Genomic DNA, 21,106 nt, shown 5'->3' with positions numbered 1-21,106 from the left:
CATGCGGTTTTTCGCCTTGTTCCTGCGCCGCCCGGTGGGGACGTCCCTGCTGTGTCTGGCCATGGTGCTGGCGGGGGTGCTGGCCTTGCGTTTTCTGCCGGTGGCCCCTTTGCCGCAGGTGGATTTCCCCATGATTTCCGTGTCGGCCTCCCTGCCGGGCGCCAGCCCGGAAACCATGGCTTCCAGCGTGGCCATGCCGCTGGAACAATCCCTGGGCGCCATCGCCGGGATCAGCAGCATGAGTTCCCGCAGCGGCGAAGGCCAGACGGAAATCTCGCTGATGTTCGACCTGGGCCGCGACATCAACAGCGCGGCGCGCGACGTGCAGGCGGCCATCAACGTGGCGCGTCCCATGCTGCCTTCGGGCATGCGCGGCAATCCGGTCTATCGCAAGGTCAATTCCTCGTCCTCGCCCATCATGACGCTGGCCTTGACGTCGCCCACGGCCAGCCGGGGCGAGCTCTACGACCTGGCCTCCACCGTGCTGGCCCAGAAACTGGCGCAGACCCAGGGGGTGGGGCAGGTCACCGTGGGGGGCAGTTCCTTGCCCGCCGTGCGGGTACAGCTCAACCCTCGGGCGCTGGAGGCCATGGGCGTGCCGCTGGATCGGGTGCGCCAAGTGCTGCAGGATGTGAATTCGCTGCGGCCCGGGGGGCTGGTGCGCCTGGATGCGCAGCAGTGGCAGATCCATGGGGGCGAGCAGTTGCGCAAGGCCGCCGACTACGCCCCCCTGGTCATCGACTGGCGCGACGGCCGCCCGATCCGCCTGAGCGATGTGGCCCAGGTGGAGGATTCGGTCGAGGACACCAACCAAGTCGGGTATTTCAATGACCAGGCGGCGGTGCTGTTGATCATCCGCCGCCAGACCGACGCCAACATCATCGACACCGTGGATGCGGTGCGCGACCGGCTGCCCGCCCTGCAGGCGATGCTGCCCGCCCAGGTGCGCCTGACCATCGCCCAGGACCGCACGCCCAGCATCCGCGCCTCTTTGCACGAAGCGGAGCTGACCCTGGTGCTGTCGGTCTGCCTGGTGGTGGCCGTGGTGTTCGCCTTCCTGGGTAATTGGCGCGCCGCGCTGATCCCGGCGATTGCCGTGCCGGCCTCGCTGGTCAGCACCTTCAGCCTGATGTGGTGGCTGGATTTCAGCCTGAACAGCATTTCCCTGATGGCCTTGATCGTGGCCACCGGTTTCGTGGTGGACGACGCCATCGTGGTGCTGGAAAACATCACGCGCCACATCGAACGCGGCATTCGGCCTGCGCGGGCGGCTTTGCGCGGGGTGGCGGAAGTCGGTTTCACCGTGGTCGCCATGAGCGTTTCGCTGGTGGCGGTGTTCATTCCGCTGTGGCTGGTGGGCGGGCTGGTCGGGCGCTTGTTCGAGGAATTCGCCGTCACGCTGTCGGTGGCGATCGCCGTGTCGCTACTGGTGTCGGTGACGCTGACGCCGGTGATGGCGGCCCAGCTGCTGCGCGCCGCCCCGCCGGGGCCGCCGGTGCGGCGCGCGGCCCTCGCCCGCCTGTCGCACCGCCTGGGCCAGGCGGGCGGGCGGGCGTATCAGCAATCCCTGGGCTGGGCGCTGGGCCATCCCCGGATTGTGCTGTCGTTGCTGCTGGCCACCATCGGCCTCAATGTGTATTTGTATGTTTCGGTGCCCAAGGGGTTTTTCCCGCAGCAGGATACCGGCCAACTGATGGGCTTCTTCCGGGTGGATACGGGCACTTCCTTCGAGGACACCCAGCAGCGCCTGGATGCCTTCCGCCGGGTTCTGCTGGCCGATCCCGCCGTGGATACCGTCACCGCCTACGCCGGGGGGCGGGGGGGCGGCAATTCCAGCTTCATCCAGATCCAGCTGAAACCGCTGGATGCCCGCAGCGCCAGCGCCGGCGAGGTGGTCAACCGCCTGCGGCCCCGCTTCGAGCACGTCCCGGGCGCGCGCATGTTCCTGGTGCCGCAGCAAGACATTTTCGTGGGCCATTCGTCGCGCTCGGGGTCGTATGCCTATCAGTTGATGGGCAGCGACCTGGCCTTGTTGAACGACTGGATGCCCAAGGTGCGCCGGGCGCTGGCGGCCCTGCCGGAGCTGGTGGATGTGGACGAGGACGTCGAGGACAAGGGCCGGCGCGTCGAACTGACGGTGGATCGCGACGCGGCCCGCCAGTTGGGCGTGCAGATGGCCGACCTGGCGGGCGTTTTGAACAATGCCTTCAGCCAGCGCCAGGTGGCCGTGCTGTATGGCGCGCTGAACCAATACCACGTGGTGATGGGCGTGCAGCCGCAATATGCCCGGGATCTGCACTCCCTGCAGGCCCTGCAGGTGGTCAATGCGCAGGGCCAGCGCGTGCCGTTGACCGCCTTTACCCGCATCACCGAGGGCACGGCGCCGCGTTCGGTCAACCACGACGGTCTGCTGGCGGCGGACTCGATTTCCTTCGGCCTGGCGCCGGGAGTGTCGCTGGATCAGGCGCTGGGGGCCATCGACCAGGCGGTGGCCCGCATCAGCCTGCCCAGCCGCGAACTGCAGTCCGGCCTGGACGAGAGTTCCAGCATGATGCGCAATGCGGTCGCGCAGCAGCCGTGGATGCTGCTGGCCGCCCTGGTGGCCATGTACCTGGTGCTGGGCATGCTGTACGAAAGCACGCTGCACCCGATCACGATTCTGTCCACCCTGCCCTCGGCGGGCATCGGGGCCTTGCTGGCCTTGCGCCTGTTCGATATGGAATTCACCCTGATCGCCTTGATCGGGGTGTTTCTGCTGATCGGCATCGTGAAGAAAAACGCGATCATGATGGTGGATTTTGCCCTGCAGGCCCAGCGTCGTGAGGGCCTGGATCCCCGCGAGGCCATCTACCGGGCCTGTCTGGCGCGCTTGCGTCCCATTCTGATGACGACGCTGTCGGCCATGCTGGGGGCTTTGCCGCTGCTGCTAGCCACGGGGGCCGGGGTCGAAATGCGCCAGCCCTTGGGTTTGACGATATTGGGCGGCTTGCTGGTCAGCCAGGTGCTGACGCTGTACACCACCCCCGTGGTGTACCTGAGTCTGGATCGTTTGCGTGGCCGCTGGCGACGCGGCCGGCAGACGCAGCGGGCGCCGCAATGACTGTTTTTCTGATTTTCTGACGAGATCCGCCGTGTTCAGCACTCGATTCCAGTTTGTTTTTTTGCATGCGCCCGCGATGCGGCGCGTCCCGGGCCGGCCGGCCCGGGGCGGCCCGCGCCTGGCGTTGGCGGCCCTGGCGGCCCTGGCGCTGTCCGCTTGCGCGGTGGGCCCGGATTATCAGGTTCCGGCGCTGGACACCGGCGGCCATTATGCCCACGCCCCGGCGGGCCAGTGGCTGCCGGCCCAGCCGGGGGATGCGCGCTTGCCCGCGGCGTGGTGGCGAGTGTTCGACGACCCCGGCCTGGATGCGCTGATGGCCCGCATGCCCCTGGCCAATCCAGACCTGGCCCAGGCCGAAGCCCAGTACCGCCAGGCCCAGGCCGCCCTGGGCAGCGCCCGATCCGGCCTGTTTCCGTCGCTGGATGCGGGGGTATCCACCACGCGCGCGGGCCAGGGGGTGTCCAGCGCCAATAATCCCGCGACCAATTATTCGCTGTCGGCCACCGCCAGTTGGGAAGTCGATTTATGGGGCCGGGTGCGCCGGGGCGTGGAAAGCGCCCAGGCCGGCCAGCAGGCCAGCCGGGCCGATCTGGACGCGATGCGCCTGAGCCTGCAGTCCGCATTGGCCCGGACGTATTTTGCGGTGCGCGTCAGCCAGCAGCAGGATGCCTTGCTGGCCCGCACGCTGGATGAGTATGCCCGCGCCTTGCAGGTCACCCGCAACCGCTATGACGCCGGGGTGGCGTCATCCGCGGATGTGGCGGCGGCGACCGCGCAATTGGAACAGACCCGCGTGCAGCGCATCCGCCTGGGCTGGCAGCGTGAACAGCAGCGGCACGCCCTGGCCGTGTTGCTGGGCCTGGCCCCGGCGGCTTTCCAGATGCCGGCGGCCGCGCCCCTGCCCGCCGTGCCCGCCGTGCCGGTGGGCGTGCCATCGGCGCTGTTGCGGCAGCGCCCCGATATCGCCGCTGCCGAGCGCCGCGTGGCCCAGGCCAATGCCCAGCTCGGCGTGGCCCAGGCGGCCTGGTTCCCGGATTTGACTCTGAGCGCCCAGGGGGGCTTCCGGGCTGGTGAATTCGCTTCCTGGATCATGGCCCCGGCGCGCTTCTGGACCCTGGGCCCCAGCCTGGCGTTGAGCCTGTTCGATGGCGGCGCCCGCCGCGCGGGCGTGGCGTCGGCGCAGGCGGCCTACGATGCCCAGGCGGCGCAATACCGCAAGATCGTGCTGGATGCCCTGCGCGAAGTCGAGGACGCCCTGATCCAGTCGCAGGCCCTGGTCGAGGAGCAACACGCCCAGGCTCTGGCCCTGGCGGCGGCGCAAGATACCCTGCGCCAGGTGAATAACCAGTACCTGGCCGGTCTGGTGGATTATCTGAGCGTCGTGCAGGCGCAGGCCAGCGCCCTGGCGGCGGCGCAAAACGCCCTGGATCTGCAGGCCCAGCGCCTGACGGCCGCCGTGACTTTGGTGGCCGCCCAGGGCGGCGGATCGCCGTCCTAGCGCTTATGTCTAGACCAGCGCCCCCCGGATGGCGGCGACCCCGTGCGCCCCGTGGCGGCGGGCGATGTCCAGGGTGTCGAGCGACTGCCCCCCGATGGCGAACACCGGCCGCCCCGCCGTCGCGGCCAGGCGGCGGAACTGATCCCAGCCCAGGGCAGGGCGATCCGGGTGGCTGGCGGTGGGCTGGGCGTGGCCCAGCACTACGAAATCCGCCTGCAGCTGGCGGGCGCAGTCGATATCCTGCGGATGATGGGCCGATACCCCCAGCCAGCCGGGCGGGCGGGTGTCCTGCGCCAGGATGCGCGCGGCATCGGCGGCCCGCAGCTGCACGCCGTCGGCCTGGGGCCACCAGGCCGGCGGATGGCAACTGTTGATCAGGCAGCGGGCGCCATGCTGGCGGCAGAGCGCCAGGGTGTCCAGGAAAGCCTGCCGCAGGCTGGCCGCGTCCCCGGCCCAGTCGGGTTCGCGGAACTGCACCAGCCGCAGGCCCAGCATCAGTTCTTGGCGCAGCTGGGCCAGCCAGGCGTCGAGGCGGCCCGGATCGCCGATGTGGCTGACGCGGTAGTGCGTGGGCAGGCGCAGCCAGCGCAGGGGCGGGGTGGCGGCCGGCAGCAAAGAGCCGCCGCCCGGCGCAATCGGGTGTTCGGACTCGTCCAGGCGGATGTCCCAGGGGTCTACCCAGTCCAGCGCCTGGTTTTCGCGGCCATGGGGTTCGCCCTGCCAGGCCGTGACCTGGCAAAAGGCCAGCTCGACGATGGACTTTGGGTATTCGTGCACGTGCACCACCCAGGGATAGACCCGGGTGGCCTGGATGCCCAGTTCTTCGTCCAGCTCGCGCACCAGGGCCTGTTCGACGGTTTCGCCGGCTTCGATCTTGCCGCCGGGGAATTCCCACCAGCCGGGCCAGGCCTTGCCGTCGGGGCGCTGCCCCAGCAGCAATCGGCCCCGGGTATCCAGAATCAGGCCGGCGGCAACGCGTACATAGGGTTTAGCGGGTGTGTTCATGGGCAATCAGCAGCAATGGAATCAAAGATGGCGGGCCGCCCAGTCGCGGGCGAACTGGCGGGCCACCCGGCCCGAGCGCGACCCGCGCGACAAAGCCCATTGCAGGGCCTCCGCGCGCGCCGCCTCGTGGTGTTCCGCCGGGCAGCCGTGGACGGAAAGCCAGTGGTTGACGATGTCCAGGTAGTCGGTCTGGGCGAACGGGTAAAACGACAGCCACAGGCCAAAGCGCTCGGAGAGCGAGATTTTTTCCTCCACGGTTTCGCCGGGGTGGATTTCGCCGTCGGGCTGATGCTTGGCCTGCAGGTTTTCGCGCATGTATTCCGGCATCAGGTGGCGCCGGTTGGAGGTGGCGATGATCAGCAGGTTGTCGCCGGGGGCGGCCACCGAGCCGTCCAGGGCGGATTTCAGGGCCTTGTAGCCGGCTTCGCCTTCCTCGAAGGACAGGTCGTCGCAAAACACCAGGAAGCGCTCCGGGCGATCCGCGATCAGGTCGATGATCCGGCCCAGGTCGCCCAGATCGGCCTTGTCGATTTCGATCAGGCGCAGGCCCTGGTCGGCATAGGCGTCCAGCAAGGCGCGCACCAGCGAGCTTTTGCCCGTGCCGCGCGCTCCGGTCATCAGGACGTTGTTGGCGGGCCTGCCCTGCAGAAAGGCCAGGGTATTGCGCTGCAGGGTTTCTTTTTGTTGTTCGACGTGCCGCAGGTCGTCCAGGTGGATGGGGGCGATGCGGTGCACGGCCTCCAGCCAGCCGCGCGCGCCCCGGCGCTGCCAGCGATAGGCGCGGGCGCGCCAGTCGATGGCGGGCGGGGCGGGCGGCAGCCAGGCCTCCAGCTGGGCCAGCACGCCCAGCGCGCGTTGAATCAATACCTGCAATTCGGGGTCGGGCACGCGGTTCTCCTGATTGTGATCGGGAAAGTATAATCTGGGTCTTCGCGGCGGGTGCCGCGCCCTACTGTAGCTGGGTCTGCTTTGAACTTCTCCGAACTTTTCGCCCCGATAGTGTCCGACATGCAGGCGGTCGATGCCGTGATCCGCGCCCGCCTGGATTCCGAGGTCGTCCTGATCCGCACGATCGGCGATTACATCGTCGGGGCGGGCGGCAAGCGCATGCGCCCCGCCATGGTGCTGCTGGTGGCGGGGGCCCTGGGTTATCGGGGGGACAACCACCATCGCCTGGCGGCGGTGGTCGAATTCATCCACACCGCCACCTTGCTGCACGACGACGTGGTGGATGAATCCGACATGCGCCGCGGGCGCGAAACCGCCAATGCCGTGTTCGGCAACGCGGCCAGCGTGCTGGTGGGCGACTACCTGTATTCGCGCTCCTTCGAGATGATGGTCGAATCCGATTCCATGGCGGCCATGGCCGTGCTGTCGGCGGCCACCACCGTCATCGCCGAGGGCGAAGTCCTGCAGCTGCTCAATGTGCACGACCCCGATGTCTCGCTGGACCGCTACCTGCAGGTGGTGCGCTATAAAACCGCGAAACTGTTCGAGGCCGCCGCTCAGGTGGGGGCGATCATCTCCGCCGCCACGCCTGCCCAGCAAGCCGCAGCGGCGGCCTATGGGCGGCATGTCGGCACGGCTTTCCAACTGATCGACGACGTGCTGGACTACAGCGGCGACGTGCAGGCCCTGGGCAAGAATGTGGGCGACGACCTGCGCGAGGGCAAGCCCACCTTGCCGTTGATCCGGGTGCTGGAAACCGGCACGCCCGCCCAGCGCGACCTGATCCGCCGCGCCATCGAAACCGGCGATGCGGATTTCGAGGCCGTGGCGCATGCCATCCATGCCACGGATGCCCTGGACTACACCCGCCAGGCCGCCCGGGCCGAGGCCGAAACCGCCCGCCAGGCCTTGTCGGCTTTCCCCGATTCCGTTTATCGTGAAACTCTGCTAAAATTCTGTGCTTTCGCGGTTGATCGTGACCGTTGATTTTCCCGCACGGGGCTTTTTGTGTTTTTTGTTTTTATCGCCCCGTGATTGCCAGCCAGGTATGGCCGCCGTCAGGCGGGTGCTTGGCCAGCAGACACCGTCGGGGTGTAGCTCAGCCTGGTAGAGTACTACGTTCGGGACGTAGGAGTCGCATGTTCGAATCATGTCACCCCGACCACCATTCAAAAAGCCGGATCAGCATTTAGCCGATCCGGCTTTTTCTATGGGCTCGGGGCATGCGCCGTCACTTGGCCGTCAGGCGCAGCAAGGCGGCGTCGGCGCCGTCCTGGATGATCCAGATGGCCCCATCGGCCGCGACGGCGACGTCGCGGATGCGCGCGTCCAATGCCCAGCGGCCGGCTTGCCGGGCGCCGCCGTTCGCGTCGAAGCCGACCCGCACCAGGCCTTCGCCCCGCAGGCCGCCGATCAGCGCCGATCCCCGCCACGCGGGGAATTGCGGCCCCTGGTAGAACGCCAGTCCGGCGGGGGCGATGACCGGGCTCCAGTAGAGGCGGGGCGCCTCGAATTCCGGGCGGGTGCTGTGCCGGGGGATCGGGATGCCGCTGTACTGCTTGCCGTTGGAGACCTCCGGCCAGCCGTAGTTTTCGCCGGGCAGGATCAGGTTCAGCTCGTCGCCGCCTCGGGGGCCCATCTCGTGTTCCCATAGCCGGCCGTCGGGGGCGAAGGCCAGGCCGTATGGGTTGCGGTGGCCGGTCGTCCAGGTCAGCGCGCGGATGCCGGCTTGTCCGGCCATGGGGTTGTCGCCGGGGGCGGAGCCATCCCGGTTCAAGCGCAGGATCTTGCCGCGGGCCGCGTCGGGATCCTGGGAGGCGGCGGGCTCCATCCGATCGCCGACCGTCAGAAAGAGCTGCCTGCCATCCGGCGAAAAGGCAATGATGCCGCCCGGCTGTCCCCCGCGGCTGGGCGGTTGCTGCCGCCACAGGATTTCCGGCATGTCCAGGCGTGCCGCGCCGGCGGCTTCCTGTAGCTGGGCGCGGGCCAGAACCAGCGCGCCGCCCGCTTCTTCCGGCGCCACGAAGGTGAAATACAAGGTGTGATCCTGGCTGAAATCCGGCGACGGCGCCACGTCCAGCAGGCCGTTCTGGCCCCGGTCGTAGACGGTGGGGACGCCCTGGATGGCGGTCTTGGCGCCCGCCTGCGTGACTAGGAACATGCGCCCCGCTTTTTCGGTGACCGCGAGGCGGCCGTCCGGCAGGAAGGCGATGGCCCAGGGGCCGTTGAATGTGGCGATGCGCTGGGTGGCGAAGGGCGTTTCGGCGTCAGGCGCGATGGCGCCCGCGTTGGTCGGCGCTGCCTGGCTTTGACCGTAGACCCGAGGCAGCGGCAGGGCCAGCAAGGCCGCCAGCATCAGGCTGGCCCGGATAGCGGATCGGTTCATGGCATGCGGGTTCCTTCGGAGAGGGATTTTTCAGCCTGCAGCCGCAGGCTGATCTGTTCTGCGCGCATGGGCCGGGCATACCAATAGCCCTGGCCGTAGTCGCAGCCGATGTCTTTCAGGATCAGGTGCTGGTCTTCGGTTTCGATGCCCTCGGCGATCACTTCCAGGCCCAGCTGGTGGGCCATGGCGATGATGGCCCGGCACAGGATCAGATCGCTGGATTCGGGGCCGAGGTTGCGCACGAAGCATTGGTCGATCTTGACGAAATCCACATCGAAGCGCTGCAGGTAGGCCAGCGACGAGTACCCTGTGCCGAAATCGTCCAGCGCCACCTGGATGCCCGCGTCGCGGAACTGCAGCAGGCGTGAACTGACGTGGTCTTCGGCCCCCATCAAGACCTGCTCGGTGATTTCCACTGTCAGGGCGCTGCCCGGCAGGCCCAGCCCGTGCAGCGCCGCGATCCAGCGGGTGGGATCCAGCCCCGCGTCCTCGAACTGCGCGGGCGAAACGTTGATCCCCACCACGAACGATGGCAGGGCATCCTGCCGCCAAAGGGCCAGTTGTTTGCTGGCGGTATCGAACACCCAGTTGCCGATGGGGACGATCAGGCCGGATTCCTCGGCCAGAGGGATGAAGTCGCCCGGGCCGACCAGGCCGCGTTGCGGGTGTTGCCAGCGGATCAGGGCTTCGGCCTTGATGGTGCGCCCCGTGCGCATTTCCACCACGGGCTGGTACAGCAAATGGAATTGCCGCGCCTCGATGGCGGTGTGCAGGTCTTGCAGCAGGGCCCGCCGTTCCTGGGCGTCCTGGCGCATCGAATCCGTGAATGCGCAGTAGCGGTTGCGGCCCAGGTTCTTGGCCGCATACAGGGCCAGGTCGGCGTGTTTCAGCAGGGTGGCGGCGTCCACGCCGTCCTGGGGGAAAAACGTCAGCCCGGCGCTGATGGAAATCTGCACGGTTTGCTGCTGCAGGTCGAAGGGCCGGGCAATGGCCGCCAGCACCGCCTGGCAGACCGCCTGGGCACGTTGCGGCGTGACGGGCGCGGCCAGGATCACGGTGAATTCGTCGCCGCCCTGGCGCGCCAGCTGATCGGTGTCCGCCACGCAGGCTTGCAGGCGTTGCGCCACTTGCTTGAGCAGTTCGTCGCCCATGCTGTGGCCGTAGTTGTCGTTGACTTCTTTGAATTGGTCGAGATCCAGAAACAGCAGCGCAAAGGGCTGCTTGCTGGCGAGGGACTGCGCGACGCTGGCTTGCAGGCGGTCTTGGAAAGACTGGCGGTTCGGCAATTGGGTCAGCGTGTCGAAGTGCGCCTGGTGCCAGACCAGGGCTTCGGTGCGTTTGCGCTCGGTGATGTCCAGCATCATGCCGATGATGGTGGGGCGGCCGTCCAGCATGATTTGCGAACCATAGATTTCAACGTCGATCGGGCGGCTGTCCCGGCGGATGGCGGGGCATTCGTAGCGCGCGCGGGCCACGGCGCCCGACAGGCGCTGATCCGCGCGCGTGCGGATTTCCTGGTAGGTGTCGGGCGGGAAAATACGATCCAGCGGGAAATGGTCGGCCAGGGTTTTTTGGTCGTATCCCAGGATTTGCGCCAACTGGGCATTGGCATAGGTGAACTGAACCGCCGCATTCACCATGTAGATGCCGATGACCGTGTTGCCGTTCAGGCCGTCGAACATGGCCTGGGTATGGGCCAGGGCGTGCCGCGCAGCCTGCAGTTGCCGCCGCAGTTGCCGGGCGCGGCGGGCCAGCAGCCAAGCGCCGGCGCCGATCAGCAGTAAAAGTGGCCAAGCCAGCCATGACATGAACATAGGCATAAGCGGTGTACTTTGAAGGGCGTCTTCAATAGGGTAACCGAATGAGGGGGCGGCGAATACCTGTCCTGTTTGTCGTGACCGCCCGGCCCCGGGCGCGTCAGTGATCCGCCAGGTGCTGCATGAATACCCGGCACAGATCCTGCATCCCGTCGCGGTCTTCGTCGCCGAAACGCCCCGCCACGGGGCTGTCGACGTCCCAGACGCCCAGCAGGGCGCCGTCGGCGCGCACCAGCGGCACGACGATCTCGGATTGCGACGCGGCGTCGCAGGGGATGTGCCCGTCGAATTGGTTGACGTCTTGCACCACCTGGGTCTGGCGGGTGAGCGCCGCCGTGCCGCACACCCCGGCTCCGATGGGAATGCGGATGCAGGCGGGCTTGCCCTGGAATGGGCCCACCACCAGTTCGGTGCCGTCGAAAAGATAAAACCCGGCCCAGTTGAGCTGCGGCAGGCTGTGGAACACCAGCGCGCTGAAATTGGCGGCGTTGGCGATCAGGCTGGGTTCGCCCGCGATCAGGTGCCGGGCTTGTTCGGCCAGGCTGGCATAGTGGGCGGCCTTGCTGGCGAAGGTCTGGGGGGAAAGATGGAACATGGGGCATTCCGATTGGCTGTGTTGCGGGTATTGTAGATCGGCCTTTCCAGGGCGGCGGCGGCCGGCCCGGCGGGTGGGCGGCAAGGGGCTTGGGGGGCTGGTCTGGCCGAGTGCCCGCCCGGGGGCAGGGTGCTTTGGGCGATCCCGCATTCCGTGTATATTGGATGCTTTAAGCGTTCGGATGCCCTGTTTCGGGGTTGCCCAAGGAGCTCGATTTGGCGAGTGCGCGCGGCCAATCTTCCAGTACCGCCCAAGACCAAAGCCCCCGCGCCGGGTTTTTCGATAGCCTGCGCGCCCGCTTGTTCGTGGCGGTGCTGGTGGCCGCCGTGCCCATCATCATCGGCCTGGGGTATTACATCTGGCATCAGTACAAGGGCCTGGTCGCCGTCGCCGAACACAACGCGCAGAACCTGGTGCAGATCACCGTGGCCTATGACCGCACCTTGCTGGACAATGCGCGGGACGTCCTGCTGGCGTTGTCCAATTCGCCCATCATGCGCGACGCGCAATGGGATCAGTGCCGGGGCTACCTGGCCACCCTGTTGTTGCATTTGCCGCGCTACCTCAACCTGGGGGCCACCAACGCCGAAGGCTACCAGGTGTGTTCGGGCTTGCCCGATCCCAATCCCGATGGGGCCTACCTGGGAGACCGCCCCTATGTGCGCCAGGCGATGGAACAGCCCGACGTGGTGCTGGGCGGCTTCATCATCGGCCGCATGTCCAACATCCCCACGCTGGTGCTGGGGGTGCGGATTTCGGGGGATTCGGGGATCACGTCGGGGGTGGCTTTTGCCGGTCTCAACCTGAGCTATCTGCGCGCCGGGGCGGCCATTCCCGACCTGATGCCGGGCGCCCGCTTATGGATACTGGATCGCGAAGGCCATGTCTTGCAGCGCGTCCCGGGCGACATCAGCCATCTGGGCGAACGCATTGATCCATATCCCGCCGCCGCCGGCGTTGGCTTGCTGCGTGAAGTCCATACTGGCGCGGATGGCCAGCCCTGGGTGTCTTTTTCCATGCCCAGCGGCCCCCGGGGCGATCCGCTGGGTATTTCCGTGCGCTATGACGTCCCGGAAGCCGCCTTGTACGCCGAGGCCCGGCGGGCGTTGTGGATGGGTTTGCTCGTTCTGGGACTGTTGCTGGGGGGCGTCATGCTGGTGGGGTGGAACCTCACGCAACTGGCGGCGGGGCGCAGCCTGGATCATCTGCGCGAAGCGGTGCGGCGCTTGGCCGCGCAGGATTTTTCCTGGCGCGTCGGCAATCGGCTGCATGGCCGCGACCTGCGCGAAATCGGCCAGCAATTCGATGCCATGGCCGATGCGCTGCAAAATGCGCAGCGCCATCTGCAGCAGTCCGAGCAAAGCTATCGCCTGCTGTTCGAGGGCAGCCCCAATCCCATGCTGGTGATGGGGATGGACAGCGGCCGTTTCCTGGCGGTCAACGACGAGGCCCTGCACCAATATGGCTACACCCGCGCCGAACTGCTGGCCCTGTCGCTGGATGATTTGCGCATCGAGGTGCTGGACAATCAGCCGGACACCGCCTATTCCTACGAACACCATCGGCACCACGACGGCCATGCGCTGCTGGTCGAGGTGCGCAGCCTGTTCCTGACCTTCACCGAACAATCCGCGCATGTGCTGGTGATTCGTGATCTCACCGAATACCAGGCGCAGCAGGAAGCCCTGGCCTACCAGGCCACGCACGACCCCCTGACCCAGCTGCTGAATCGCGGCGAAATTCTCGAACGCCTGCGCAAGCGCGCACAGTGGACATCGGGCCGCCCCTGGGCGCTGGTGATGTCCAACCTGGACGGTTTCAAGGAAGTGAACGGGGCCTTGGGGCATGACGTCGGCGACCGCATGCTGCAGGCCGTGGCGCAGCGTTTCCGGGATATTCTGGGGCCGGACTGTGTGCTGGCGCGGCTGGGCGGGGATGAATTCGCCTTCTTGCTGGACACCGGCAACGAGGCCGAGGCCCGGGGGCGGGTGTCCCGGCTGCTGGCGGCGATCCGCGAGCCGTTTGTCTTCAACGAATTGCAGTTGCGCATCCATTGCAGTTTCGGCCTGGCCTTGTATCCCGAACACGCCCAGGCGCCGGACGAACTGGTGCGGTTTGCCGACGCCGCCATGCGCCGCGCCAAGCGCGAAGGCCTGGGCATTGCGGTGTTCAATGCGCAGGATCGCTCGCAGGTGCATGACCGCCCGCTCTTGCGCGCCGAATTGCGCACGGCGCTGGCCCAGGGGCAGTTCTTGCTGCATTTGCAGCCCAAGATCGTCTTGCAGTCCGGGCACCACGCCGAAGGCACGCCCGTGGGGTTCGAGGCCCTGACGCGCTGGAACCACCCCGAACGCGGCCTGATCCCGCCCGCGCAGTTCATTCCCATCATCGAGATCTCCGACCTGATCCATCCCTTCACCCGCTGGGTGGTGGATCAGGCCGTGGCCGCGTGTGTGCGGCTGCAGGCGGTGCGGCCCGGGGTGGGGATGGCGGTCAATATTTCAGCGCGCAACCTGCTGGATGAGTATTTCCCGCAGCAGGTCGAAGACGCCCTGATCCATCACGGGCTGGATCCGGCCCTGCTGGAACTCGAAGTCACGGAAAGCGTGATCATGGCCGATCCCGCCCGGGCGCTGCGCACGCTGTATGCTCTGCACGGCCTGGGCGTGCGGTTGTCCATTGATGATTTTGGCACAGGCTATTCATCGTTCGCCTACCTGAATCGCCTGCCTGTCGATGCCTTGAAGATCGACCAGTCCTTTGTGGCGGGGATGGAGGAGGACGCCGACCTGGCCGCCATCGTGCGCTCGATCATCGACATGAGCCATACCCTGGGCCTGAAGGTGATTGCCGAGGGCATTGAAACCACGGCGGTGCAGCACCTGCTGCGCGAGATGGGCTGCGATGTGGGGCAGGGCTATGGCATCGGCCGGCCCATGCCCGAAGACCAGGCCGTCGCCTGGCTGCGGGAAGCCGGCTCGGCTCAGTCCTGATAGGGCTCGAATTGGCCGGTGCCGGGGTTGCGGATGAACAGCACCCCGGTGGCCACCCCGAAATAAGCCCCGTGGATGGCCAGCGCGCCGGCCTCCACCCGTTCGCGCACGGTGGGGAAAGTCAGCAGGTTGCGCATGCTGTATTCCACGACGCCCCATTCGATCTGACGGATCCAGCCGGCGTAGTCACCCGTGCGCGGGCCGATCTCGTCGACCACGGGCTTAATCTGCGACATCCACTTGCCGATGAAATCCGGCTGGGACAACGGGGCGGCCTGGTTGGCGTAGGCGGACACCCCGCCGCAGCTGGCATGGCCCATGATGACGATATGGCCGACTTCCAGGGCGTTGACGCCGAATTCGATGCAGGCGCTGGTGCCGTGGAAAGCGGTTTCCGGGTCGGCCTCGCAGGGGGGGACGATGCCGGCGATGTTGCGCACCACGAACATTTCGCCGGGGCTGGCGTCGAAGATGGTTTCCGGCGCCACCCGTGAATCGCCGCAGCTGATCAGCATGATGTCGGGGTGCTGGCCGTATTGGGCCAGATCCAGGTAGCGGGCGCGTTCGGTTGCCAGCCGTCCGCGCATGAAAGATTGGTAGCCTTCGGTCAATCGTTGAGGAAACACGATGATGTCCTTGTGGGTTGAGGGGTGGTCGGGGGCATTATGTCAGCATATTGTCGGCGGCGGAGCGCAGCAGGAGCTGTTTCAGCGGCCCCGCCGGGCGGCTGTGGCGCACCGTGATGGCATAGAAGTGTTCAGTCAGTTGCGCGGACTGCCCGACATGCGCCAGCGCGCCGGATTGCAGCTCGTCTTGCACTACCACTTCGGGCAGCATGGTGATCCAGCCGCTGTCGCGCGCCACCAAGCGCAGCATGGTCATGTCGTCGATTTCGGCGCGCAGCCGGGGCGTGACCCCGGCGGCGTGGCACAGGGCGTCGAACTGCGGCCGCACGCTGTGGCGCGCGCTGGGCATGGCCATTTCGACCCCGTCCAGGTCGCGCGGGACTTCCAGGGTCGTGCCGGCCCAGCGGTCGGCCCGCCCCACCAGGGAAATCACTTGACTGCCCAGGAAGCGGGACGACAGGGGGCGGGCCGGGTCGGCGGGCACGGGCTCGTTGGCCAGCACCACATCCAGCTGGTGGCGCAGCAGCCTGGCCACCAGATCCTGCAGAGACCCCGAATCGACCGACAGCACGACCGCCGGATCGTGAAACAAGGGGTGCAGCCAGTTCACCTGGAAATTGCGCGACATGGTGGCGACGCTGCCCACCCGCACATGGATGGCGTCCTGGTCGCGGCCATCGAGCCAGCCCAGCATCTGTTCGCCCAGCCCGAAAATGCTTTCCGCATAGGAAAACACCTGTTGTCCCGTCGCGGTCAGTTCCAGGTGGCGTCCCTGGCGGTCGAACAGGGCGGCCCCCAGCCGGCTTTCCAGTTGGCGGATCTGGGTGGAGAGGGCGGACTGGGACGTGTGGATTTGCCCGGCGGCCTGGGTGAGAGAGCCTGTTTTCGCCACCTGCCAGAAGTAGAACAGATGCTTGAAGTTGAGTTGGTGGAGATCCATTGTTCTGTTTTTTAGAACGGTCAAATATTATAAATGTAATTTACAGAATCAACGGAAAATTCCAGAATACGCCATCGTTTTTTTGCCGCTGTTTGGAGATATCCCGTTGTTTTCGTCGATATGCATGGATTTTGTGCTGGCGCTGGCGCCGGCGGGGCTGATGGCGTTGGCGGCCATCGTGGCGCGCCTGGGCCCAGCGTCCGTGGCGCGCGCGTGGCGCTGGTTCAATGGACTGAACCTGGCCGCCCTGGGATGCGCCGCCGTGGGCCTGGCCTGGCAGTTGTCGGTGCATTTCGGCGGGGCCGCCGATCCGGCGCCGGCGGGGCCGTGGCTGGCGGCGGGCCTGTTCGCGGGTTGGGTCAGCCTGCTGGTGCAGTTCCTGGGGGCGGCCATCGGCCTGTATTCCGCCCGGCATTTGCGCGGCGAGCCCCGCCAGCGGGTGTATATCGCCGCCCTGGCCGCCGTGCTGGCGGCCGTGCATATGCTGTTGCTGGCCAATCACTGGCTGGTTCTGATCGCCGCCTGGGCCGCCATCGGCCAGGCCATGCATGCACTCTTGTGTTTTTATCCCGACCGTCCTTTTGCCGTGCTGGCCGCCCATAAAAAGAAAATCGCCGATCGCGCCGCCGATGGCTTGCTGCTGCTGGCGGCCGGGCTGGCCTGGTCGGCCGCCGGCAGCGGCACCCTGACCGATCTGTGGCTCCATATCGCCACGGCGCCGGCCGCTCCCGCGCTGGCGGGCAGCGGGGTCTGCCTGGCCCTGGCCGTGATCGCCCGCACGGCCCTGATGCCGGTGCATGGCTGGCTGGTGCAGGTCATGGAAGCCCCCACGCCGGTGTCCGCCCTGCTGCATGCCGGGGTGGTCAACCTGGGCGGCTATGTGCTAGTGCTGTTCGCCCCCTTGCTGGGGGTGTCGCCGGCGGCGTGCTGGCTGCTGGTGGGCTTTGGCCTGGTGTCCGCCGTGGTGGCGGGCCTGGTGCTGTTGACGCGGGTCAGCCAAAAAGTGCATCTGGCCTGGTCGACCATCGCGCAAATGGGCTTCATGCTGCTGGAGTGTGGCCTGGGCCTGTATCTGTTCGCCGCCCTGCATCTGCTGGGGCACTCGTTGTACAAAGCGCATCATTTCCTCAATGCCTCCAGCCGGGTGCGGGCCAGCAGCTGTCAGCAGATGCTGGGCGCTGTCTCGCATTCCGGGCGCAGCATGCTGTGGGCCGTGCCGGCGTCCCTGGCCGTGGTCTTCGGCCTGCAGGCGGCATGGGGCGATCCCGTCTGGCCGTGGTGGTGGTGCGCGTTGCTGGCCCTGGCCTGGGCGCCCCTGCTGTGGGTGCCCGCCGCCGGCCGGCCCGGCGGCTTCGCGTGGCGGGCCTTAGGGATGGTGGTGTTTTTGACGCTGGCCGCCCTGTGCGTCGACCGGGCGCCGCTAGGCGTGGGCAATGATCCGCTGGATGCTGCGGGCATCGTCGCGCTGGCGGGGATGGCGCTGCTGTATGCCGGCATGGGGCTGTTCCTGTGCCGGCCCCGGCTGGTAATCGGCGTGCGCCGCTGGGTTTATGCCGGGTTCTACACGGACGAAGGCTATACCTGGTGGGTGCTGCGTCTGTGGCCGGTAGCCTGGGCCGGGGCCGCGCCGCCGGCCGCTGCGGCGCGCCCGGTGCGCAATCCCGTCCATTCGCAGCCGGGGTACTGATCCATGGCCCCGGACACTTGCCTGGCGGCGGCCGATGCCGCCCCGCCGCCGGTCGCCGATCCCGCCGGCCCCCCCTGGGCGCCCGCGCTGCGCAGCGCCTGCGACCGCATCATGCCCGCCTGGCCGCTGGATCAGGCCGTGGCGGTCAATCCCCATTGGCGCCGCATCGGCGCGCCGATTCGCCAGGTGGCCGCCCGCCTGGCTGTCCTGGGGGATGTCCATGTCTTTCCGCCGCGCAGCCTGATCCGCCAGGAATGGGAGGCCGGCCGGATCGCGCCGCCGGATTTGGCCCTGGCCGTCGCCCGGCAGCCCCGCACCGCCGCCCGCGCCATCACGGAAGAACACTGCCTGGCCCAGTTGGGCGGCACGGCCCTGGTGCGCGCCGAGCCGCTGCTGGTGGACTTGCTGGACGACGCCGTGCAGAAAAATCGCCGCTGGCCCTGGCGCGCGGCCATCGTCTTTCAGATCAGCCAGGTCTGCGCCGCGTACTTCGACCGCCACCAGGCGGAATGGCGGGCGGCGGGCAGTCCCGGCCTGTACGGGTTCTGGCGCGAAAGTATTCAGGGCGATCATGGCCTGGGCGCGCGGCTGGGCCTGCCCGGCCTGATGACGCACATCCGCCAATTGCCGCCGCAGCCCGCGCAGGCCATGACCTGGGCCTTGGATCGGCTGGGGTTGCCGGCGGCGGCCTGGCCCGATTATTTCGAATCCCTGCTGCTGTCCATCAATGGCTGGGCGGCCTGGTGCGCCTATATTGCTTGGCAGAAGGCGCCGGCGGGGCAGTCCGATGCGCGGCTGGGTGAGCTGCTGGCCTGTCGTCTGGCCTGGGAGGCCCTGCTGTCGGTGGCGGTGCCCGAGAAGGCCCGCGCGGCGGCCCTGGCCCGATTTCAATCCTGCTGGCTGGGCGTCGGCCAGCGCGTGGCCGAGGCCGATGCCGCCCTGGTGGTGGATGAAATCTGGCAGCACGCGTTGGACATCAGCGTGCAGCGCGATTTGGCCCGGATTTTGCGCGCCCCCGTGGCCGCGTCCACGGGGGCGGCTGCGCCTGCCCCGGACGCCCGGCCCGAAGTCCAGGCCGTGTTCTGTATCGACACCCGCAGCGAACGCATGCGCCGGGCACTGGAATCCATCTGGCCCGCCGTGCAAACTTGCGCCTTTGCCGGCTTCTTCGGCCTGCCGATGGCCTACACGCCCTTGGGCGCCGCCGCGTCCCGGCCCCAATTGCCGGGCTTGGCCTACCCCAGCATGGTCGTGCACGATGTGCTCACGGCCCCGGGCAGCGCCCACGCGGACCCCGGTCTGACGGCGCGGGCCGCCGCCGCGAACCGCCGCCGCTTGGCGGGGGCGGATCAGTGGCTGGATGCGACCCGATGGCCGAATACGACGTTCTCTTTCGTCGAAGCGTTCGGGGTGGGATACGTGGGGCGGATCGCCCGCTGGATTCTGCCCTCGGCCGGCGCGACCCGGCCCGCCGGGCGGCGCGGGTCGTCGGCGGATCGGCAGGCCCGGCGCCGTCCCCTGGTGCAGGGCCTGGACATCGCGCAGCAGGTGGATTTGGCGGCGGACATCCTGCACGCCATGGGTCTGGACGACCGGCTGGCCCCCTTGGTGATCCTGTGCGGCCACGGGAGCCACAGCACCAACAATGCCCATGCGTCCACCCTGGACTGCGGAGCCTGCCATGGCCGCCCGGGGGATGCCAATGCCCGCGCCCTGGCCTTGATGCTGAACCAGCCGCCGGTGCGCGCGGGCCTGCGCGCGCGGGGCCTGGCGATCCCCGAAGACACCGTCTTCATGGGGGCGCTGCACAATACCACGACGGATGAAATCACCGGCTTCGACCTGGATCTGCTGCCGCCCGCCGCCCGGGCGCGCTGGGCGGCCATGGCGCGGGTGTTCGCCCAGGCTGGCGATCGCGTCCGGCGTGAACGGGCGCCGTCCCTGGGCATGGCGGTCAAGCCCGATGCGGCGGCGTTGCTGAAGGATTTCAGGCGGCGCGCCCGGGATGGTGCGCAGACGCGGCCCGAATGGGGTTTGACGCGCAATGCGGCATTGGTCATCGGCCCCCGGGCGCGCACCCGGGGCCGCGTGCTGGATCGGGTCTATCTGCACGATTACGACGCCCGCTTCGACCCGGACGGCCAGGTGCTGGAAAAGCTGATGCTCGGCCCCCTGCTGGTCACCCACTGGCTGTCCTGGCAGTACCATGCCTCCAGCAGCGATCCTGTGCACTACGGCGCGGGCAACAAGGTTCTGCATAACGTGGTGGACGGCCACATCGGGGTGTTTGAGGGCAATGGCGGGGACTTGCGCATTGGCCTGCCCCGGCAGTCTCTGCATGATGGGCGGCGCTGGGTGCACCAGCCGGTGCGCCTGACCGTGCTCATCGACGCCCCCGCCGCCTCGATTGCCGGGGTCGTCGCCCGCCATACCGTGCTGCGGCAGCTGTGCGATAACGGCTGGCTGTGGTTGTGGCGCTATGAAGGGGACGCCCTGCAGCAGTACGCGGGCGGCGCCTGGCGGCCCGTGCCGGTTTAGGGCGGCGCGGCGCGCCGCCCCAGGCGCAGCAGGGCGGCGCCGATCTTTTGCACTTGGGGCACCGACAGCACCAGGCCGCCAAAGGCAATCACCAGAATGCCCAGCCAGGCCATGGTGTCCGGCAGGCTGCCGAACACCAGCCCCCCCAGCAGCGTGGCCCACAGGATTTGCGAATAGCTGTAGGCCCCCAGGGTCGTGGCCGGGGCGTGCTGCAGGGCGTAGGTGATGGTCAGGTGGCCCACCGAGGCGATGCCGCCGATGCCCAGCAGCAGCATGACATCCAGGGCCTGCATGGGCGCCCAGGCGTGGACGCCCCAGGGGGTCAGCACCAGCGCCCCGATCAGGCCGGTATAGAAATTGCTGGTGGCGGCGTGTTCGGAGGCCCGCACGGAACGGGTGACCAGCTGGTACAGCGCGTTGCACAGGGCCGAGCCCAGGGGGAACAAAATGGCCCAGGTCAGCAGGCCGCCGCCGGGCCGAGCGATGATGAGCACCCCGATGAAGCCGCTGCTGACGGCCAGCCAGTCCATGGCGCGGGCTTTTTCTTTCAGCAAGAGGCCAGACAGCAGTGTGATCAGCACCGGCCCCAGGAACACGATGGCCGTGGTCTCGGCCAGCGGCAGGCGGGCCAGCCCATTGATGACGAAGACGCTGCCGCAGCACAGGCACAGCCCGCGAAACAGCTGGATGCCGTAGCGGTGGGCGTTCAGCAGCTGCCGCCCCATGCGGGGCGCGAAAATCAGGGCCACCCCCAGGGTCTGGGCCATGTAGCGAACCCAGACGATCTGCATCAAGGGATAGTGCGCGGCCAGGTATTTGGTGCCGGTGTCCAGCAGGGCGAAGCATAGGCTGGCGCCGCACATCAGTGCGGAGCCCAGCCAGGCGGGAGCGGGTTTTTCTGTGGTCATGAGGATAAAAAACTGCCAGGCGCCGCGTGCCGGGGCCTGGCAGTCAGATCATAGTGCAGAATGCG

14 protein-coding genes and 1 tRNA gene are annotated in these 21,106 nt (G+C 67.7%); 7 read left to right on the top strand and 8 right to left on the bottom strand.

What is annotated here, in order from left to right; all coding sequences use genetic code 11:
* Nucleotide 1: 1 nt before the first annotated feature.
* Both ACMHYJ_RS07415 and ACMHYJ_RS07410 read left to right on the top strand, forming a co-directional pair.
* Nucleotides 2-3,100, top strand: a complete 3,099-nt coding sequence (locus ACMHYJ_RS07415) for an efflux RND transporter permease subunit (RefSeq protein ID WP_414245577.1) — start codon at nucleotides 2-4, stop codon at nucleotides 3,098-3,100.
* Between the two features lie 31 nt (nucleotides 3,101-3,131).
* Nucleotides 3,132-4,598 carry an efflux transporter outer membrane subunit gene (locus tag ACMHYJ_RS07410; protein ID WP_414245576.1) on the top strand — a complete coding sequence of 489 codons (1,467 nt, stop codon included), beginning with the start codon at nucleotides 3,132-3,134 and terminating at the stop codon, nucleotides 4,596-4,598.
* A gap of 9 nt (nucleotides 4,599-4,607) precedes the next feature.
* Here the strand turns inward: ACMHYJ_RS07410 and ACMHYJ_RS07405 are convergent, their stop codons facing one another.
* Nucleotides 4,608-5,603 carry a Nudix family hydrolase gene (locus ACMHYJ_RS07405; RefSeq protein WP_414245575.1) on the bottom strand — a complete coding sequence of 332 codons (996 nt, stop codon included), beginning with the start codon at nucleotides 5,601-5,603 and terminating at the stop codon, nucleotides 4,608-4,610.
* Between the two features lie 21 nt (nucleotides 5,604-5,624).
* On the bottom strand, nucleotides 5,625-6,491 hold the full coding sequence (locus ACMHYJ_RS07400) for an ATP-binding protein (protein WP_414245574.1): 867 nt from the start codon (nucleotides 6,489-6,491) through the stop codon (nucleotides 5,625-5,627).
* An 81-nt stretch (nucleotides 6,492-6,572) separates the two neighbouring features.
* On the opposite strand from ACMHYJ_RS07400, the gene ACMHYJ_RS07395 reads away from it, so the two are divergent.
* A complete protein-coding gene (locus tag ACMHYJ_RS07395; protein ID WP_414245573.1) occupies nucleotides 6,573-7,538 on the top strand; it encodes a polyprenyl synthetase family protein in 966 nt (321 codons plus the stop codon).
* A gap of 101 nt (nucleotides 7,539-7,639) precedes the next feature.
* Nucleotides 7,640-7,716, top strand: a tRNA-Pro gene (locus ACMHYJ_RS07390).
* A 66-nt stretch (nucleotides 7,717-7,782) separates the two neighbouring features.
* Here ACMHYJ_RS07390 and ACMHYJ_RS07385 read toward each other — a convergent pair.
* The 3 genes from ACMHYJ_RS07385 to ACMHYJ_RS07375 form a co-directional block, all read right to left on the bottom strand.
* The gene (locus ACMHYJ_RS07385; RefSeq protein ID WP_414245572.1) at nucleotides 7,783-8,937 is read right to left on the bottom strand and encodes a PQQ-dependent sugar dehydrogenase; all 1,155 of its coding nucleotides are present in this window, start codon (nucleotides 8,935-8,937) and stop codon (nucleotides 7,783-7,785) included.
* Nucleotides 8,934-10,745, bottom strand: a complete 1,812-nt coding sequence (locus tag ACMHYJ_RS07380; RefSeq protein ID WP_414245571.1) for a putative bifunctional diguanylate cyclase/phosphodiesterase — start codon at nucleotides 10,743-10,745, stop codon at nucleotides 8,934-8,936. The genes ACMHYJ_RS07385 and ACMHYJ_RS07380 overlap by 4 nt, the downstream gene beginning before the upstream one ends.
* Before the next feature lie 109 nt (nucleotides 10,746-10,854).
* Nucleotides 10,855-11,349, bottom strand: a complete 495-nt coding sequence (locus ACMHYJ_RS07375; RefSeq protein WP_414245570.1) for a GAF domain-containing protein — start codon at nucleotides 11,347-11,349, stop codon at nucleotides 10,855-10,857.
* 215 nt (nucleotides 11,350-11,564) lie between these two features.
* Here ACMHYJ_RS07375 and ACMHYJ_RS07370 point away from each other — a divergent pair, with 215 nt between their 5' ends.
* Entirely contained in the window at nucleotides 11,565-14,342 is a 2,778-nt protein-coding gene (locus ACMHYJ_RS07370) for an EAL domain-containing protein (protein ID WP_414245569.1), read from the top strand.
* Here the strand turns inward: ACMHYJ_RS07370 and ACMHYJ_RS07365 are convergent.
* Both ACMHYJ_RS07365 and ACMHYJ_RS07360 read right to left on the bottom strand, forming a co-directional pair.
* Complete coding sequence (locus ACMHYJ_RS07365; protein ID WP_414245568.1) at nucleotides 14,333-14,968, bottom strand: carbonic anhydrase; 636 nt, start codon at nucleotides 14,966-14,968, stop codon at nucleotides 14,333-14,335. The genes ACMHYJ_RS07370 and ACMHYJ_RS07365 overlap by 10 nt on opposite strands.
* Before the next feature lie 37 nt (nucleotides 14,969-15,005).
* On the bottom strand, nucleotides 15,006-15,908 hold the full coding sequence (locus tag ACMHYJ_RS07360) for a LysR family transcriptional regulator (RefSeq protein ID WP_414245567.1): 903 nt from the start codon (nucleotides 15,906-15,908) through the stop codon (nucleotides 15,006-15,008).
* A gap of 124 nt (nucleotides 15,909-16,032) precedes the next feature.
* Between ACMHYJ_RS07360 and ACMHYJ_RS07355 the strand changes: the two genes are divergently transcribed.
* On the top strand, nucleotides 16,033-17,595 hold the full coding sequence (locus tag ACMHYJ_RS07355; protein WP_414245566.1) for an NADH-quinone oxidoreductase subunit L: 1,563 nt from the start codon (nucleotides 16,033-16,035) through the stop codon (nucleotides 17,593-17,595).
* Nucleotides 17,596-17,598: 3 nt separating this feature from the next.
* A complete protein-coding gene (locus ACMHYJ_RS07350; RefSeq protein WP_414245565.1) occupies nucleotides 17,599-20,133 on the top strand; it encodes a YbcC family protein in 2,535 nt (844 codons plus the stop codon).
* Here ACMHYJ_RS07350 and ACMHYJ_RS07345 read toward each other — a convergent pair.
* Nucleotides 20,130-21,041, bottom strand: coding sequence for a DMT family transporter (locus ACMHYJ_RS07345; RefSeq protein WP_414245564.1), 912 nt, complete (start codon nucleotides 21,039-21,041; stop codon nucleotides 20,130-20,132). The genes ACMHYJ_RS07350 and ACMHYJ_RS07345 overlap by 4 nt on opposite strands.
* Between the last annotated feature and the right edge of the window lie 65 nt (nucleotides 21,042-21,106).

It is taken from the genome of Castellaniella hirudinis, from assembly GCF_047468865.1.
Taxonomy (GTDB): domain Bacteria; phylum Pseudomonadota; class Gammaproteobacteria; order Burkholderiales; family Burkholderiaceae_B; genus Castellaniella; species Castellaniella hirudinis_A.
The sequence above is the reverse complement of the archived record's forward strand: the minus strand, read 5'-3'. Positions and strand labels throughout refer to the sequence as shown.

Excerpts from the sequence above, each read along its gene's own strand:
- ACMHYJ_RS07375 (WP_414245570.1), bottom strand. The coding sequence starts at position 11,349 with ATGTTCCATCTTTCCCCCCAGACCTTCGCCAGCAAGGCCGCCCACTAT.
- ACMHYJ_RS07360 (WP_414245567.1), bottom strand. The coding sequence starts at position 15,908 with ATGGATCTCCACCAACTCAACTTCAAGCATCTGTTCTACTTCTGGCAG.
- ACMHYJ_RS07415 (WP_414245577.1), top strand. The coding sequence starts at position 2 with ATGCGGTTTTTCGCCTTGTTCCTGCGCCGCCCGGTGGGGACGTCCCTG.
- ACMHYJ_RS07405 (WP_414245575.1), bottom strand. The coding sequence starts at position 5,603 with ATGAACACACCCGCTAAACCCTATGTACGCGTTGCCGCCGGCCTGATT.
- ACMHYJ_RS07355 (WP_414245566.1), top strand. The coding sequence starts at position 16,033 with ATGGATTTTGTGCTGGCGCTGGCGCCGGCGGGGCTGATGGCGTTGGCG.
- ACMHYJ_RS07345 (WP_414245564.1), bottom strand. The coding sequence starts at position 21,041 with ATGACCACAGAAAAACCCGCTCCCGCCTGGCTGGGCTCCGCACTGATG.
- ACMHYJ_RS07350 (WP_414245565.1), top strand. The coding sequence starts at position 17,599 with ATGGCCCCGGACACTTGCCTGGCGGCGGCCGATGCCGCCCCGCCGCCG.
- ACMHYJ_RS07385 (WP_414245572.1), bottom strand. The coding sequence starts at position 8,937 with ATGAACCGATCCGCTATCCGGGCCAGCCTGATGCTGGCGGCCTTGCTG.
- ACMHYJ_RS07380 (WP_414245571.1), bottom strand. The coding sequence starts at position 10,745 with ATGTCATGGCTGGCTTGGCCACTTTTACTGCTGATCGGCGCCGGCGCT.